This window comes from Winogradskyella sp. SM1960 (assembly GCF_020179375.1).
Taxonomy (GTDB): Bacteria; Bacteroidota; Bacteroidia; order Flavobacteriales; family Flavobacteriaceae; genus Winogradskyella; species Winogradskyella marina.
This window is the reverse complement of sequence record NZ_JAICBG010000011.1, coordinates 1-17,819: the sequence shown is the minus strand read 5'-3', so window position 1 is coordinate 17,819 and position 17,819 is coordinate 1. Positions and strand designations below refer to the sequence as shown.

At 29.4% G+C, this 17,819-nt stretch carries 21 protein-coding genes; all 21 read left to right on the top strand.

Going from position 1 to position 17,819, the window contains the following annotated elements; translation table 11 throughout:
• Positions 1-156 precede the first annotated feature (156 nt).
• The 21 genes from K1X16_RS17195 (at position 157) to K1X16_RS17095 (ending at position 17,619) form a co-directional block, all read left to right on the top strand.
• Positions 157-588, top strand: coding sequence for a hypothetical protein (locus K1X16_RS17195; RefSeq protein WP_225037318.1), 432 nt, complete (start codon positions 157-159; stop codon positions 586-588).
• Positions 589-600: 12 nt separating this feature from the next.
• Entirely contained in the window at positions 601-813 is a 213-nt protein-coding gene (locus K1X16_RS17190; protein WP_225037317.1) for a hypothetical protein, read from the top strand.
• A 115-nt stretch (positions 814-928) separates the two neighbouring features.
• Positions 929-1,234: a hypothetical protein gene (locus K1X16_RS17185; RefSeq protein WP_225037316.1), complete on the top strand. Its 306-nt coding sequence runs from the start codon at positions 929-931 to the stop codon at positions 1,232-1,234.
• Positions 1,235-2,253: 1,019 nt separating this feature from the next.
• Positions 2,254-2,868 carry a hypothetical protein gene (locus tag K1X16_RS17180; protein WP_225037315.1) on the top strand — a complete coding sequence of 205 codons (615 nt, stop codon included), beginning with the start codon at positions 2,254-2,256 and terminating at the stop codon, positions 2,866-2,868.
• 120 nt (positions 2,869-2,988) lie between these two features.
• The gene (locus K1X16_RS17175; RefSeq protein ID WP_225037314.1) at positions 2,989-3,573 is read left to right on the top strand and encodes a hypothetical protein; all 585 of its coding nucleotides are present in this window, start codon (positions 2,989-2,991) and stop codon (positions 3,571-3,573) included.
• A 138-nt stretch (positions 3,574-3,711) separates the two neighbouring features.
• Positions 3,712-4,257, top strand: coding sequence for a hypothetical protein (locus K1X16_RS17170; protein ID WP_225037313.1), 546 nt, complete (start codon positions 3,712-3,714; stop codon positions 4,255-4,257).
• 189 nt (positions 4,258-4,446) lie between these two features.
• Positions 4,447-5,289, top strand: a complete 843-nt coding sequence (locus K1X16_RS17165) for a hypothetical protein (protein WP_225037312.1) — start codon at positions 4,447-4,449, stop codon at positions 5,287-5,289.
• Positions 5,290-5,437: 148 nt separating this feature from the next.
• Entirely contained in the window at positions 5,438-6,301 is an 864-nt protein-coding gene (locus K1X16_RS17160) for a toxin-antitoxin system YwqK family antitoxin (protein WP_225037311.1), read from the top strand.
• A gap of 165 nt (positions 6,302-6,466) precedes the next feature.
• Entirely contained in the window at positions 6,467-7,882 is a 1,416-nt protein-coding gene (locus K1X16_RS17155; RefSeq protein ID WP_225037310.1) for an endonuclease domain-containing protein, read from the top strand.
• A gap of 208 nt (positions 7,883-8,090) precedes the next feature.
• Positions 8,091-8,789 carry a hypothetical protein gene (locus K1X16_RS17150; protein WP_225037309.1) on the top strand — a complete coding sequence of 233 codons (699 nt, stop codon included), beginning with the start codon at positions 8,091-8,093 and terminating at the stop codon, positions 8,787-8,789.
• A gap of 173 nt (positions 8,790-8,962) precedes the next feature.
• A complete protein-coding gene (locus K1X16_RS17145) occupies positions 8,963-9,868 on the top strand; it encodes a hypothetical protein (protein WP_225037308.1) in 906 nt (301 codons plus the stop codon).
• A 1-nt stretch (position 9,869) separates the two neighbouring features.
• The gene (locus K1X16_RS17140; protein ID WP_225037307.1) at positions 9,870-10,376 is read left to right on the top strand and encodes an SLATT domain-containing protein; all 507 of its coding nucleotides are present in this window, start codon (positions 9,870-9,872) and stop codon (positions 10,374-10,376) included.
• Between the two features lie 164 nt (positions 10,377-10,540).
• On the top strand, positions 10,541-11,650 hold the full coding sequence (locus tag K1X16_RS17135) for a hypothetical protein (protein ID WP_225037306.1): 1,110 nt from the start codon (positions 10,541-10,543) through the stop codon (positions 11,648-11,650).
• A 163-nt stretch (positions 11,651-11,813) separates the two neighbouring features.
• Entirely contained in the window at positions 11,814-12,221 is a 408-nt protein-coding gene (locus tag K1X16_RS17130; protein WP_225037305.1) for a hypothetical protein, read from the top strand.
• Between the two features lie 8 nt (positions 12,222-12,229).
• On the top strand, positions 12,230-12,631 hold the full coding sequence (locus K1X16_RS17125; RefSeq protein ID WP_225037304.1) for a hypothetical protein: 402 nt from the start codon (positions 12,230-12,232) through the stop codon (positions 12,629-12,631).
• Positions 12,632-12,759: 128 nt separating this feature from the next.
• Positions 12,760-13,551 carry a DUF4304 domain-containing protein gene (locus tag K1X16_RS17120; protein ID WP_225037303.1) on the top strand — a complete coding sequence of 264 codons (792 nt, stop codon included), beginning with the start codon at positions 12,760-12,762 and terminating at the stop codon, positions 13,549-13,551.
• 118 nt (positions 13,552-13,669) lie between these two features.
• The gene (locus tag K1X16_RS17115; protein WP_225037302.1) at positions 13,670-14,611 is read left to right on the top strand and encodes a PD-(D/E)XK nuclease family protein; all 942 of its coding nucleotides are present in this window, start codon (positions 13,670-13,672) and stop codon (positions 14,609-14,611) included.
• Positions 14,612-14,776: 165 nt separating this feature from the next.
• Positions 14,777-15,337: a sugar O-acetyltransferase gene (locus K1X16_RS17110; protein ID WP_225037301.1), complete on the top strand. Its 561-nt coding sequence runs from the start codon at positions 14,777-14,779 to the stop codon at positions 15,335-15,337.
• 151 nt (positions 15,338-15,488) lie between these two features.
• Positions 15,489-15,920 (top strand): cbb3-type cytochrome c oxidase subunit I, encoded by a 432-nt coding sequence (locus K1X16_RS18110; protein WP_225037300.1) that lies wholly within the window; start codon positions 15,489-15,491, stop codon positions 15,918-15,920.
• Positions 15,921-15,922: 2 nt separating this feature from the next.
• Positions 15,923-16,300, top strand: a complete 378-nt coding sequence (locus tag K1X16_RS17100) for a hypothetical protein (RefSeq protein WP_225037299.1) — start codon at positions 15,923-15,925, stop codon at positions 16,298-16,300.
• 164 nt (positions 16,301-16,464) lie between these two features.
• Entirely contained in the window at positions 16,465-17,619 is a 1,155-nt protein-coding gene (locus K1X16_RS17095; protein ID WP_225037298.1) for a DUF3800 domain-containing protein, read from the top strand.
• Positions 17,620-17,819 lie beyond the last annotated feature (200 nt).

Genomic DNA, 17,819 nt, shown 5'->3' with positions numbered 1-17,819 from the left:
TGTATAATTAATTGCTTTTTTAGGCTTACTTGCGAATATTCCTGCGGAATATTCACAGGTTCGTAAAAGTTTGCTAACTTAGTTGCTTAACCACGCAACTAATCATACACAAACACGTTGTGTGTAATTTAAGCAACCGAAATAAAAACAAACTGAATGGGAATATTTGGAAATCTATTTGGAAGTAAAAAACTAAAAACGACTGACCCTGATTTTGGAGAAATCGAGAGTTTTAGCACAAGAGGAAATGATGTTGGTTGGCAGATAAATAAAAGATATTTGAACTCTGACATTGAAATACTAATCGCAGGAAATAAAGATGGAATTGCGGAAAATCAAAAACGGATTTTACTCAATGCTCTGAATAACGAAACGGAAATCAAATCTGAATCGGAATTGGCTTTGAAAGAACAGTATGCAAATGCTGAAATGGAATTTGAATCAATCGAAAAACATTTTGACCTGAAAGGAATTTCTGTGAGGGACGATGGATTTGAAATGGCTTTTCAACAAAAAAATGACCCTTACTATTTTTTTAATATTCATTTTGAAAATAACAAACAAGTTGGAGTTTCAATAGATGGTTAAATCAAAGTACATATGAAGAGTAATCTTGAAAAGTGGAAAAAGGAAATTGACGAAATATCAAATTGTGTTTGGAAAGTAGCCTTAACACACGAATTAGGACCATCTGTCGAGAAAATCGGAACGAATTTGGAACAACTTGAAAAAGAAGTTGAGTTATCCGCAATAGAAATGAATAAACAAATAGAAGAAAAAATAAAAACTACACACAACAATGGCTATAAGTAATTGCTTGTTCTCGCCTACTTTGGAAATTCCTGCGGAATTTCCAACTTGGTGTGTGCTTGCATAGTTAAGCGCTAAACCACGCAACTACTCATAGCCGAAACCGTTACCTACAATATTGAAAAAACTGCTTCAAATAATAATTCTGACTTTAATCACAGCTTGTGGTTCAACTAAAAATACGACTGACCTAATTGCGGATGAAAAGTTTGAATTATGCTCTGATATCAAATATTATCAACTTGTAACGGAAGTTGGACCTATTAAGGGAAAACTGATTTACAAACAAAATATTCATAGTTTATTAGAAAATTATCTAATTCAAGAAAAATATCTGACTGAAATAAGCAAAAGTGGATATACGGAATTATTAAAAAAAGCGAGTCGGAAAGAAATAAAACCTGAATTTTTTGAGAAACTCTAATCGGATTTAGGATTTGACCCATATTTGTTATTTCCGATTAATTCCCATTTATCTTGCTATGGTTATCTATTTGAACAACTAAAAATTTTAGACAAATCAAGTTGGCAATTTGAATTTGGATTAGCTTATAACAAATTTGAGGCTTACGGAGATTTAAAAACTGACAGCGAATATTTAATTGACGCGCTGAATAAAATTCCAGAAGATAAATTTCAAAAAATAATGTATCGGAAATTATTCTTGGATTTAATATACACGAATTTGAATTAAAAATACTGTAGGTAACACCGTATATAAAAAATTGCTATTTTTAGCTAAACCAAAAGGTCGTTGCACGTTTGTTACGTCTGATTTTCCTTCGGAAAATCCTCGCACACAAACACGCAACTTTCCATATACATCAACGTTGGCAAACATTTTGTGCGTGTCAACAATTTCAAGGCCTTCAATAAGTTCTGTGACTAAGTAATTTCACTAGAATTTTAAACCAAATCTTAAAAAGTATTACGGTCGATTTTTATACGCTCACGGATCATTACGCGCGATAATTGGCTCGCCCAACTTCTGATCATTGCATCAATATTATCGCAATCCTCAACTTTCGGCTGATAAGCGGAATGTCAAATCGTTCGGCCGAACTGTTCGCAATTTTATCAATCCAAACTAAGTTGTTTAAACGAATCGACTGTGATTTCCCCAGATTTCGGCCAAATAAAAATTGATTCTCTTTACGGATAATACGGAATTTAATTCGGAGATTTTTTTTTGATATTTAAATAAAGTATAAAGCTTGACAAACAAAACATTAGGAAACATAATGTGATAATATAACGCTGGACAATAAAAAACGATTTGCCAACAATGTATATAATTTATAGCTGCTTCTAGCCTACTTACGAAAAACCTCTCGGTTTTTCTATTTCGATAATTATTTGCTAACTTACTCGCTGAAAACACGCTACAAATCATATACGAGACCGTTGGCAGTAATGTCCAAAAAAACGCGAAAAATAGACTAAATGATAAAATTATTTTTAAAAGCAAAACATTGGCAATTGTTTCTGTTATTACTTGGAATACCACTAGCCTTTCAATTTTATATGATATTTTCAATGTTTTCAGACTTTGAATCAAACTCAAATCCTAACACTGAAAGTATGATGGGCTTTTTCGGACTATTCCCATTAATAATGATTTTATTCACAGGACTTTTCTTTGGTTGGTTTTGGTCAATTGCAATCGGATTAAAAGAAAAAATACCGACAGAAATAAAAATGAAAACTAAAAAATTTAAACTCTTTTTCTTTTTTCCTCTTGTTTATATTTTGGTATTAATGATTTATATGACTGGTTTATTTAGCGGTATTAAAACAGCTGGATTTGAACTTGGAAACTGGATTGTTGCTATTATTTTACCTTTGCATATATTCTCAATGTTTTGCATATTTTATTCAATGTATTATGTTGCTAAAACAATAAAAACTGCTGAATTAAAACGAGAAGTTGGATTTGGAGAGTTCGCAGGAGAATTCTTTTTATTATGGTTTTATTTTATAGGAATTTGGATAATACAACCGAAAATAAATAAACTAGCTGAAGATAAAAACACTACTGCCAACACCGTGTATAATTAATTGCTTTTTTAGGCTTACTTACGAAAATTCCTGCGGAATTTTCTCTGATCCGTAAAAGTTTGCTAAATTAGCTACCAAACCACGCAACTAACCATACACAAACACGTTACCTAACATTAGATGAAATTATACTTGCAAATACTAATAGCGTGCTTATTCTTAAATTGTAGTAATAAAATAAATAATTCTGAACTTGAATTAGCAACTGATTATTTTAATGCTCAAAAGGAATTTGACAAATCTGATTTACAAAAACTGCTTGCTGATAATGTTGAAGTATATTACGGAAATGACAAAGGATTTGAGAATAAAAAATCTTTGATAGAAACTGCTGGATTTTCATATGGTCTCAATTCTCAAAATGATTTAATAAATATCACGCAAATTGACTCTAACAAAGTAGAGTTAACGATTGCGGAAAGTGATGATTTGACTAAACATCTAAAAATAGATAATGTAACTTATAAATACACTTACGAATTTAAAAAAAATCAAATCCAAAAAATAACTTTGGATACAATTGATAACCCTGATTTCAATTACAAACAAAAAGAAATTGAGTTTAATCAAAAACTAAATGATTTAATGAAATGGGTGCTTGATAAGCATAAAGATAAAGCAGAGTTAATGGATAAATATAATAACGACTATAAAGCTGGAAAAATATTATCTAAACTGATAAAAGAAAGAGAAAACGTTAGGTAACACCGTGTATAATTAATTGCTAGGTTCTTGCCTACTTGCGAAAATTCCTGCGGAATTTTCACAGGTTAGTAAAAGTTTACTAATTTAGTTGCTTAACCATGCAACTAACCATACACAAACACGTTGTAAAACATTTGAATGAAATACATTTTAACAATCATATTCTCATTTCTGATTTGTAATTTTTCGATTGCACAACACACTTTGGAGTTTGACAAAATTGCTTCTAAAATAAAACCGTTAGGAACAAAGGTCGTTGACATCAAATTCAAAAACGGAAATCAAAAAGAAAAAGGAACTAATATAATCTATGAATATGGAGATTATGAATATACCTACTCGACCGGAAAAAGAATAGAATACTATAAAAGCGGACAAATAATGACCGAATCTGAATATGATTTATATGGAAACATTCTGAGCTGTAAATTGTACGATGGAAACGGAGATATTTTACGAGAATCTAAAACATTGAAAATTGACACTAAAGCAAAAACTATAGAGGAATTTTTACATTTAAATAAATATTACAAAATACTAACTTATGAAAAGAAATATAAATACTCATATAAATTATGTAAATGGTATTTACTTTCAGAGGGACAAATGCTTAATAACAAGAAAATCGGAAAATGGAAAAAATATTCTGACGATGGAAAAATAAAAAAAGAGTCTGAATATTAAAAAAACGTTTTACAACACCGTATATAATTTATTGCTGGCTTCTCACCTACTTACGAAAGTCCTCGCGGACTTTCTTGGTCCGTAATTATTTACTAAATTAGTTGCTTAAATCACGCAACAAACCATATACAAACACGTTGTGCGTCATTTAAGAAAAATCGTGCTGAAAACGAAAATAGTTGAGTTTTAATGAAAAAATTGCTTTTAATAATTACTGGAGTTGTCTTGATTGGAATAATCGGAATTGGAATTAAAATCAACTCGGATTTGAATGAACTTGTGGAAGTTTTTAACTCTGAGCATTCTTTAAACGAACCGAATTTGATAATTCTTGTGGACTCGATTTCACCGAATAAAAAATATAAATATTACGAATATCAATTTGACAAAGGAGGATTAGGATATTCAAGAATTTTTTGCTCAGTAATAGAAAATAGCAAAAAGGAAAATGACCTTGGAAAAGGATTAATTCCACAAGGATTTAAAATAATTGGCTGGAATAATAAAAACGAGTTAATTTTAAGAGAATGGAATCCAACTTCGGAATTACAAACTGTGTCGGAATTGAAAAACGGCACAATAATAAACGGAATAAAAATAAACATAGCTAATACAGAATTAGAAACCAAAACGAAAATTGCTAAAAATGAGAACACAAGAATAGTTGCCGACACAATAACGAATTGGCAACTCTACAAAGATTCTGAATTAATATTTGCAAGCAATATCCTTGACTCAAACAGATTTACCGCTGAAATTAAGAAGTCTGACAAGTACGAAAATCTAAATTTACATTTCTTTTATGACTTCAATAATGAAATTATGAACCGTGAAATAAAATTAGTTTCTGATAATAAAACGGTAGCAACGTTTGTAAATGAAAACAGGAGCCATTCACCTTTTCCGATTGAAAAACACATTTTAGACAGAATAAGAATAGTAAGTACTAATAAAGAAATGAAAATTGTCTACTCTGACCCGATTATGAAAAACGGAATCACAGTTGGACTTTTAAAATTAACGAACGAATAAAAAACGAACGCACAACACCGTGTATAATTAATTGCTTTGTAAGTGCTCACCTGGAATATTCCTTCGGAATATTCTCAGGTTCGTAAAAGTTTATTAAATTAGTTGCTAAACCACGCAACTAATCATACACAAACACGTTGGCAATAATATGAACAGAACCTACGAAATACTCATAATTTTAATCTCTTCACTTTTTCTAAACGCCTGTCAGGAAAAGTCAATCATTGAAAGTGAAATAGGAAGTTTAGAAATTAATCAAGGTGATTTTGTGAAAATTGATACCACTTTTTACGAAAATCAATCAATTGAAAAATTGAGATTCATTAAGTCAGATAAAGAAGATATTCGCCTTTCATTTTATAGAAACGGTAAAAAGAAATCAATCATTCCTGTAAAAGATTCTCAAGTTCACGGAGAGTGCATTGATTGGTATGAAAATGGACAAATTAAATGGAAACGTTTTTACGATAGTGGAAATTCTATAAAGCAAAGTACGAACTACGATGAGAATGGAAACAGGACAAAAATAGATGATTTTACCGATGGTAGTTTTACTGAATTTTATGACAATGATATCCCTCGATTAAAAAGGTCTGACAAATTATATATTGACTACTATTTAAACGGACAGATTAAGAGTAGTATCATTGGAAAAGAAGATGGTTCAGCAAAGGTTAAATACTATAATGAGTATGGAAAATTATCATTTAATGGTAATTCAAATTCTGACTTTATCCTTTTTAAAAACGACTCATTATTTACTGGAACAATTACCTCAAAATTTACAGATGGAGAAATAGCATTTCAACAAAGTTTCATTGATGGGTTGCCTAATGGAAAATGCATAAGCAGATTTGGAAACAAAAATTTGGAATACGAATTAGAGTTTCTAAATGGAATTGAAATTGGAATACATAAAAGATATCATTTAAACGGAAGTATCCAATCGATAAAAAATTTTGAAACCAAAGAATATAAACAATGGGATAAAAAAGGAAATCTCGTTGAATAAAATACTATTGCCAACACCGTGTATAATTCATTGCTAGTTATAGCCTACTTACGAAAGTCCTCGCGGACTTTCTATCTGTGATTTATTTGCTAAATTTAGTGCTGAAACACGCAACGAAATCATACACAAACACGTTGTAAGTAATTTAAAACCAAACCTATCCGAATGAACTTAACGCTATTTCATAATCAGAAAGACAGCACTCACGTTTTAAAATTTTACGACGATAATTTGGTTATAGGAGCAAGCTCAACTGTCCTAAAATCTGAAAAAGAAATTGCTTGGTTGAATAGAAATAATAATAATTCAACTTTTGGTAAAGGAACGTATTTCATAGAACAAGATGAAATCTCTTTTGTTTTAAAATCTTCACAAGGAAGTGTAATCTACAAAGGGAAAATTATTGATAAAAACTCATTAATTGAATTCGAAATAGAAAGTCTAATTAATGGCCATAAAAGCACAAAACTTTATTCTAATACTTTAACTTTTAATCCAATTCAAGATACTTCTATTGCAAAGGATTCAACATTGCAAGATACTAGTATCTTAAAGGATTTAACACTGCAAAACACCGATTTTTTTCCCATAATATTAATTCCAAAAAATATATTAGCATCCTCAAACCAAATTATTTCTAATTCAGATATATCAAATTTTCTAAACATTGAAAGTCCGAAGTTAAAACAATTGGATATACCAAAAGTCCCTGACTTATATGTTCATACAACTGAAGAAAAAACAGAATTTGATGGAGGTGGCTGTGTTCTAAATGGTTTAATTATAATTGGCCTAATATTCGTCATTTTATTTTTTATTTCATTAAACTATGCAATTCCTTTTTGGTCACTTAATTTTATTTTAGGTGCTGGTTTCATATTTTATCGAATATCAATTAATTATAAAACTAAAAGCATAAATAAGAAAACCAAAATTCCAGAAAATATATATAATTCAAAACTCGAAGATTATAAAGAGAAATTGAATGAAGTACTCAATAAAAATGCTACGTATGCAAATGAATATTTTGAAAAAGTAAAATTATTTGAAAGAAAAATAGAGTTAAATAGAAAACAAACGGAATTAGAAATATACTACTCAACATTAATTCCTTTTACAAAAATTGATAATAATAAACAAAATTTAAAAAGAGGAAAAACTGAACTTATGTTTTTGAATCATTTAATTAATGAATTTGGTTCACAAGTTAAAGTTGACACTTTTATACATCCATACAAATATCAACCCGATTTCGTTTTTATTTGTGATTCAACTAATTTGCATATTGACATCGAGATCGATGAGCCATATTCTTTTCAAGAAAAAAAAGCCATTCATTATAAAGAATCATCAGATGATGAAAGAAATGAAAACTTCCTGAATGAAAATTGGTGTGTAATTAGATTTAGCGAAAAACAAATTATTACTGAACCATTAAATTGCATAAATGTCATTAAGAGTGTAGTAAGTTCATTGAAAAATAAAGAAGCTGATTTTCAATTTAATATAACGAAAGATAAAAGGTGGAGCTATGAAGAATCTCTAGTAATGTTAGATAATAATTATAGATTGAAATATTAAAAAAACTACTTACAACACCGTGTATAATTCATTGCTAGTTCTCGCCTGCTTACGAAAGTCCTCGCGGACTTTCTATCTGTGATTTATTTGCTAACTTTAGTGCTTAAACCACGCAACGAAATCATACACAAACACGTTGGCAATAATTAACCACTCAAACGTCTGAAACAAATAAACTAAAAAAACTCAATGATAAATTTATAAAAAAATGAACATCGAACAAACATTAGACAAAACCACTTCTGAACTATTATCTGAATTAAGAAAAGAGTTTAGAATCGATTTTCAAGAAAAAAATATCAATCATTGTGAGGTTTTTACTCAAAATAGAAATTCAATAATTTGTTTTAATCCGAATATTGTAGACAACGAATCAATTGCTCACGAATTACTACATATTTGGTTAAACAAATACAATTATATAATTGGAAGCCATATTTATTTGTCATTTCAGTCTGATTGGAAATTAAGTAAGATATTCAATAAGTTTCTTTGTGACTACATAGAAAACTGTTTTGACCACTACAAAATGTATCCAAAATATTTAGAAATGGGTTATAGTCCAGAAAAATTCATAATGAATGGACTTGAAGAAAAGTGTTCAATTGAGGATATTAAAAAATTACATTTAAAATTTTTAAGTAAATATAAACCAGACTCTATTAATAGATTTATTGGATATTTAATATCAATTTACGCTGACCATATCGATAATACTTATGATGAGCATCTTAATTTATTAGAAAAAAAAGAACCGAAATTATTTAGAATTGTAACAGAATTCTGGAATAAATGGACTGAATTTGATATTGAAAATATAGACGCAATTAATAATTCTGACTTAGAACTTGCTGAAAGCTTTATGACTGAAATGAAAGAGTGGATTGAGTTTAAAAAAGTAAAATAACTATTGCCAACACCGTGTATAATTAATTGCTTAGTTCTTCCCTACTTGCGAATATTCCTGCGGAATATTCACAGGTTCGTAAAAGTTTGCTAAATTAGCTACTAAACCACGCAACTAACCATACACAAACACGTTAGCTGTAATTTACCACGAAACTCAAAACCAGTAGATTAATGAATCAAACTACAAATATTAAAGAATCTGAATTTAGGAACTATTATGAACCATTACTCAAATGTTATGGTGAGGAATTCAAAAGTGTTATAAAGTCAGAAAGTGATATTTGTAAACTAATCTTCTCAGATTCCAAAATAGTCTCAATTGATAAGCTTAAAAGCATTATCAAAAAACAGACGGATATTTATGTAAAATCTATGCTCTATCGATTAGTTGGGGTTAGAGAAATAATTTATTGTAGAGATAACAACAAAAAATTAGACGTAAAGTACGTTTGGGAATTAATTACAGAATCAATTATAATTATTCCGATAAAATATACTATTTCATCAATCGGTTCACAAGGTTTTTTATCAATTCCGTTATATAAATTTGACGAATCTTTAGAAAATTTTGATTTCATCAGATTACATATTTGGGACGATTCCTTAAATCAATATATGGATTTGGAAAAATGTGAGAATTTTTCAATTCATACACATACATTTTTTGCAGAAAGTTGGGTAATAACAGGGAAAGTAATTAATAATAGGTTTGACTATAATATTAATTCAGAGAATTCTAATCACTCGTTTTTTAAAGTAGTTTATAACGATTCATTAAATGAAGTAAATCAACACACATCAAAAGCTGTGAATCAAAAAATTGATATAGAACTTTACCAAACCTCAGAAGAAGTGCATTTCAAGAATGGAAACTATAAAATAGAAGCTGGTAAATTACATAAATCGGGTCATACAAATTCACCTTTAACTTCTGCTACATTTTTTTCCTTTACTGGGAAAAACGGATTAGACAAATCTGTTGTAATTGGACCCAAGCACATTACAGAATCGGAGATTAATCGAAAAATGATTATTGACCCAACAGAATTATTGAATAAAATAAAAACTCAAATATAATATGGATGAGAACCTAAGAAGAATGTTATTGGATTGGATGAGAAAAATTCATCAGTTAGAATATGCACATTGTTATCAATCAATATTTTGGTCAACATTTGAGAAATGGATTGGTATTACTGCCTTTATTATCTCAACAATTGTCGCATTTTCTTATCGATTCCCAAAACTTGAGATTCCTTGGGTTCAAGATTATTTATTACCATTCGTACTTTTAATTGTGGCAATTTTAACTGGTCTTCAAACATTTTTAAAGCCTAGTGAAAAAGCAGAAAATCATAAGCGAATAGGTTTTAATTATGAAAAAATGAGACATAGTATTGAACTGATTTTAAATACTAATATGACTGACGAAAACAGAACTCGAGAAATAGAAATCATTAAAAACGAATGGGCTGATTTGAAATCCGTTTACGTAAGTAATAGAAAATTTAAAAAAGGTAAAAAAACAGTCAAGTATTTGAAAAAATACCCAGAGGAATTGAGTTTTTTAAATACTATCGAATAATAAAAACTACAGCTAACACCGTGTATAATTCATTGCTAGTTCTAGCCTACTTACGAAAGTCCTCGCGGACTTTCTATCTGTGATTTATTTGCTAACTTTAGTGCTTAAACACGCAACGAAATCATACACAAAACCGTTGTGGGTAATACGAAAAAAGAAAATTTATGAACATACAATCATTATTAGAAAAAATTAACCTTTTTGAAAAACTTGTAGTTGAAAGTGGATTTAAAAGGGATGTTACAGGATTTAAGGAAAGTATTGCACCACAACAAAACAGACAGAACCTTCAACTTTTTCAAGATATTGCTAAAAAAATACAAGCGTATCTAAATATGATTTATGAATCTGATTTACCAGAATCTCTGGAATCTGTTCTTCCAACGGAATCAAAAAGACCATTTACTGAGACTGACCATTTGGAAAAGCTAAATGAAATCCTCGATGATAACGAATTGGCAACTACTCAATATTTCAGCAAATTAAACAGTTTATTAAACACACTTCAGTCTCAAATTGAGGAAAATCATACTGAACTTAATCGACTTAGAACTATTTTTAAAAATTATGCGGACTTTGAACAACAAGAAATCAACTCAGAAGAATATGCTGTAATTTCATTAATATTTAAAGACTTAAAAACTACGAAAAGTTTAAAAGAGTTTTCAAGAGTATTGAATAAATGGAATAGAACTTTATTGATTTATCATCAACTTTTAAAAAGTGAAGCACCAAAAGATATAGAAATTGTAGAGGTTCAAAATGGTTCTATTGATGTATTAGTAAATATCGATTTAGATATTGCACTTGATTTAGTTGAGTTAATAAAATTAGGGTTTAAAGTTTTTGGAGGATATTTACTTTACAAAACGAAAGCTAAAGAAATTATCGCAACTTATTTTGGAAATAAAGTTCTCATTGCTCAAGAGAAGAAAAGAGAAGATGAAATGCTTGAAAATATTCATAAAGCAATAGAGGCAAAAATATTAGAACAACATAAAATTGCAAAAAAAGAAGACAACGGAATTGATGGAACAGCTATAAAAGCTAAAGTAAAAGATGTCGCAGATATTCTTTCAGAGCATATAGTTAAAGGTAATGACATAAAATTACTTGCTGCACCAGAAGAATATGAAGAGCTTGAGGAAGAAGCTGAAGAAATTAGATTAACATCAATTAGTAACAGAAGAGCCTTAAAGGAATTACCGAAAGAAGACAGACTTAAGCTAATTGAAAAGTATGAAACTAAAGATAAAGACGAACCGAAAAAATAAAGTACTACCCACAACACCGTATAAAAATAATTGCGGTTTAGTGCTTAATCAAAGGTCGTTGCGTGTTTGTAACGTCTGATTTTCCTGCGGAAAATCCTCGCATACAAACCCGCAACTATTCTTATACATAAACGTTGTGCAACATTTGAAAAAAAACTCACAAATGAACAATAAATTGAAATTTGAACATCCAATTACCGAACAATTAAGTTCTTCTAAAAAGTACGTTGGAATTCCTGAATTAGTAGATTTAAGTTTTGACTTGTGGATATTAAAAATTAAACTAGAATTTCCCGATTTGCAAAATCCAATTTATCTGACTTTTAAAAATGTAGAAGGATTTAGAATTTTGGACGAAGGGAATTTAATGGAGTTTTGGGATAACGAAACAAGAAGTGATGGTTGGTTATGGAAAGTCAAAAAAGGAGGTTGGCACGACCAAGAAAAAGAACGTGACGGATATTTTACTGGTAAAGCACATTTAGTTGATTATGATGAATATATGATTGTTGGAATAGGAAAGTGTTTGAATCTAATAGGAGGAATTGAGCCGATAATAACAGAACCTTAAAATTTGGAATGAATAAAAAACTGAATCAAACAATTCAATGGTCAATGTCTTTTACGACTCTAATGACTTATTTAGTTTTTAGATTAGTTGGTAGAATGTTTGCGGATATTATCAATTTGAATGATATTTCTGGTTGGCAAATGCAAATTAGAAACTCTGGAATTGACGGAATATTTGAAATATCTCTGATTATATTTCTTTTAGCCTATTTAATACTTGACATAAAAAAGCAGTATCGTAATATTCTGATTTCAAAATTACATTTAGTCAGCATTTCAATATGTGCAATAATTGACAGTTTCGGAAATATTGATATTAATATATATTTGAGTTTAGTTGTATGCTCAATACTTTTGTTTTTAATTAATATGTATTTGACTATAAAAAACGTTGCACAACACCGTGTATAATTAATTGCTTTTTAGAGCTTACTTGCGAAAATTCCTGCGGAATTTTCTCTGGTCCGTAATAGTTTGCTATCTTAGTAGCTTAACCACGCAACTAATCATACACAAACACGTTGGCAACAAGCTGAAAAATGACCTGGAAAAACTTCAAACTTTTCGGAAAAAACAAAGAACAGAGGTTAAATTCTGAATCTGAAAAATCGGAATTTGAGCAAATCAGGGTTTTTAAGAGCTTGCCAAAAGAGGAATGGAAACCAGCTTACAACGAGCTGAATAAAATAATTGGTGCAAACCTTAAAGAATACGGATTTAAAAAGAAAGGCAGAATACATTATCGACTAACAAATGACTTGTTAGAAATCATTGACGTTGATAATCGTGGAAGTTGGTCTGGAGCGAAAGACGATATTGAAATCCGAATTGGATTAGTTCCATATTGCTGGCAAGGTCTGACGAACGAATATTATTTAGTTGGTTCAAAACCACTTGAGGAAATTGACAAAACAATCAGAAATCATTTTAGAATTTCAAAAGAGTATTTGATTTTAGCAGATTATTTATCGGAAAGAATTATAAAAAATGTACTTCCATATTTTGAGAAATATAACTCAACTAAAAAAATAACAAGTCAACCCTATATTTTTCCTTATCACACAAAATGTGGAGGAAATGACATTAGAAATTCTCAATATTTAATTCTATTCTCGGAATTAAAGCAACATAAAACTAATAAAGCAATTAATATTTTGGAAAACGAAATTGAGTTTGGTTCGGACAGTTTAAATCAAGTGACTTGGAAAGAATTAAAAAAATTGACTGAAAACAAAGATTGGGAAACAATAGATAAAATATTTTCGGAGAACGAAAAGAATATATTGGATAAATTAAAAATAAAGCCAGTTGCCAACAACGTGTATAATTAATTGCTTGGGCAAGTACCTACTTGGAAAATTCCTTCGGAATTTTCTCTGGCTCGTGTTTGTTTACTAAATTAGTTGCTTAACACGCAACTAACCATACACAAGACCGTTGTAACCAATTATGCAAGAAACTTCAGAACATACCATTTTACCTATCGAATCAGTCCAAGAAAGAGATGTTGATTTAATTTTGTTGGAGGAATTATCGACTGAAAATTCATTTTGTAATTGGTTTGTTAAGGAACTGAATTTACCTGAATTCTCTTCCTCAAATGGAACTTGGAGAAGTATAACCGATTTTGGATTGGGAGAAACTGATTTACTATTTTCTTATAATTCTAATAACGAAAAAATATTCGTGCTGATTGAGAATAAACTTGACGCTACTTTTCAAGACGAGCAATATATTCGTTACGAAAAAAGAGCAAAAGAATATGTTGAAAAAAAACATTGTGATAATGCTTATTGCATTTTAGTCGCACCAAATCTATATTGTGAAAATCAAAATGACTTTGAGAATTACATTTCCTACGAAACTATTTCGAGATTATTTGAGAAACAAAATACAAAAAGAGGAATTTTTAAGAGTCAATTAATGCAAATTGCAGTTGAAAAATTACGCAGAGGATATCAACCTGTGAATTCTGAACCTGTCCAAAAGTTTTGGCATAACTATTGGAATTTTAAAAATGACAAAATTCCAACTTTGACAATGAAAAAACCAAGTATTGTTCCACATAATAGCGATTGGCCAATGCTTTATGATAGCGAATTAAAAGGTATTATCTTTTATCACAAATTAGCACAAGGAAATTCGGATGCTACATTTCAAAATCCAACAGAAAATATTGAATTTAAAATTAAAGAAAATTTACCGAGCGATTTTAAATTTATTAAGCACAGTAAAAGTTTTTCTGTTCGAATTTCATCACAAAAAATTGACCGAACAGAAGATTTTAACGAACAAATAAAAGAAGTAGAAATAGGAATGAAAAATCTTGAAAAATTAAGAGATTGGATAAAAGAAATCGGAATAAATAACTGGTTACAACACCGTATATAATTTATTGCTAGTTCTAGCCTACTTACGAAAATCCTCGCGGATTTTCTATTCGGTTTTTATTTGCTAAATTAGTTGCTTAAACCACGCAACAAACCATATACAAAACCGTTGTATGTAATTTTCGTACTAAACAAACTAAATTGAAATTATTGAATAAATTGATTTATGAAAACTGAGAAACAGAAAATGCTTTCAGGAGAATTATATGATGCTTCGGATAAAAAATTAACTGAAGAAAGATTAAATACAAGATTATTATTAAAAAAAATTAATGACCTCGCAGAAAACCAAGAAGAAAAAAAGAACCGTCTTTTAGAAAAATTAATACCTTATAAAGGGAAAAATTTATTTATACAAACACCTTTTTATTGTGATTACGGAACTAATATTGAGATTGGAGAAGATGTTTATTTTAATTTTAATTGTGTTGTTCTCGATGTAATGAAAGTTTTTATAGGTTCAAGAACCTTAATTGGACCTAATGTTCAAATATATACAGCAACACATCCAATAAATTATAAAGAACGTTCTTCTGGTCTTGAATTTGCAAAAGCTATTAGTATTGGAGAAGATGTTTGGATTGGTGGTGGAGTTATAATTTGTCCAGGAATTACAATTGGAGATAGAACAATTATAGGAGCAGGAAGTGTCGTGACTAAAGATGTCCCTTCAGATATGTTTGCAGCTGGAAATCCTTGTAAAGTTATAAGGAAATTAGAAAAATAAAATAAACTACATACAACACCGTGTATAATTAATTGCTGGTTTTAGCTAATTTACGAAAGTCCTCGCGGACTTTCTATCTGTGATTTATTTACTAACTTTAGTGCTTAAAACACGCAACTAATCATACACAAAACCGTTAGCCACAAGTTGAATGAACCTATTGACTAAAAGACCACACATTATTTTTCTTGTATTTGCTGTAATCACTTTTATACTCGGATTAAATGCAAACGGAGGAATTGATATAAATATTCACGATACATATTACGTGATTAGTAATTATCATTTCGCAACGCTGATTTCAATTCTTTTCGGAATAATCGGACTGATTTATTGGATTGTAAAAAAAGTGAATGGAAACCTCTCTAAACGTCTGAATTTGGTTCACGTTACGCTGACTTTTGGCGGAATTTTTCTGATTCTGATTTTAAACGAATTTTTCAGAAAGTCAATTATGGAATATGATTTTAATGAAAACTTGACAATGGTAATTTATTTGATTTCTGCTATTGTGATATTTGGACAAATTATATTTCCGATTAATATAATAAGCGGAATAATAAGAAAACGGAATAAAACCTAAGAATGAACTACGAAATACCCAACTCATATAATTGGTTTGCAAAACTGAATTTGACTCAATTCATTCCTTGGAATTTTGATACAGAAATTAATCCAAATTCATCAATCAATGAACGATTTAAAATTGAGTGTGAACAAAATCGGGAAATTCTGACTTTTGGACGCAGACAAGATATGGACACATTTGTTGGATTTGAAATTGTGGAAGGAAAAGTAACCGAAAATGTAATTGTTTTTCATCCCTCGTTCGGGACAAATATTAAAGGTTGGAATATCATCGAATCTGAACACGCAGATTTTTTTGAGTTTATGCAAAATAGAGTTTTACCAGAAATGAAAGAATGGATTCCAGAAGATGACGTGAATGATTATATTGAATAATAAAACCAGTGGCTAACAACGTGTATAAAAAATTGCTAAATTAGTGCTTAAACAAAGGTCGTTGCATTTTTGTTACGTCTGATTTTCCTTCGGAAAATCCTCGCTCACAAAAACGCAACTTTTCATACACAAACACGTTGCCCACAATTAAAAAAACGAACTATTTGACAAAGATTTTAGCACATATTGATGAGTTTGGAACTAATTCAATACAAGTTCATAAAGATGGAGTTTCATCTCATTTCTTAATTTGTGCAACTTTAATTAAAGAAGAAAATCTTGTTTCTGGACAAAAAATAATTGACCAAGTTCGAAAAACTCATTTTCAAAATAGTGAAATAAAATCTTCAAAAGTTAAAAGAGCTCATCACGCAAGAAGGTTAACGATTCTTAATGATTTAAATGAAATAGACTTTACAATTTATGTCATAGTAGTTGATAAAAAAGAAATTGATTCAGAGGGTTTGAGTATAAAACAATCTTTTTACAAATATTTTAATAAACTATTAGTAACTGATTTAAATAGGATAAATAGTAAAATTACGTTTATAGCTGACCAAATTGGAACTGCTGAATATCAAAAAAGCTTTCAGAAATATATTGAAAATGAAGTTACTCAATATGACTTGTTCAATGAAACTAAATTATTTGAATTTAGTGATAGTAAAGAAAATAATTTAGTACAATTAAGTGATTTTATTGTTGGAAGTTTAGCTAAATGCTTTGATACAAAACATTTTCAAGAACATTCATCTGATTATCTTAAACTATTAAAAGATAAACTTAATGTAAGATTTTGGCCAAATAACGTTGGTAATTACCTAAGAACTGATAAAGAAACCGAAAATTTTGACCCAAAAATAGCTGACCTTTCTCTTAATTTAGTGAAAGATTATATTGCTAAGAATGAAAAAAAAGTTGAAACTGATATAACTGCTCAAATCTATCTACTAAAGTATTTAATGCTTATTCAAAAAGTTAGTCCTCATTATTTTATACAAACACACGAATTAATGGACAAACTTAAAAATGAAATTGGATTGGAATATTCTATAAGACTTTTTAGAAAAAACATTATTGGGAATTTAAGAGATAATAATGTAATTATTGTTAGTTCAAATAGTGGAGGATATAAATTACCAGTAAACAAATCTGATTTAACTGAATTTGTAAATCGTTATAATAGTATTTTACAACCAATGCTTTCAAGAATGAAAAAATGTAGAGATTCAATATTATTAGGAAGTATGCATGAAATTGATATTTTGGAATATCCAGAATATCAATCTCTAAAAGAAATAATTGAACTGAAAAAATAACTGTGGGCAACACCGTATATAATTTATTGCTGGCTTCTCGCCTACTTACGAAAGTCCTCGCGGACTTTCTTGGTTGGTAATTATTTACTAAATTAGTTGCTTAAACCACGCAACAAACCATATACAAACACGTTGCCAGTAATTTAAGAAACCACGTATGATTTACGGAATTTTAATAATAATCATAATAATTGTGCCGA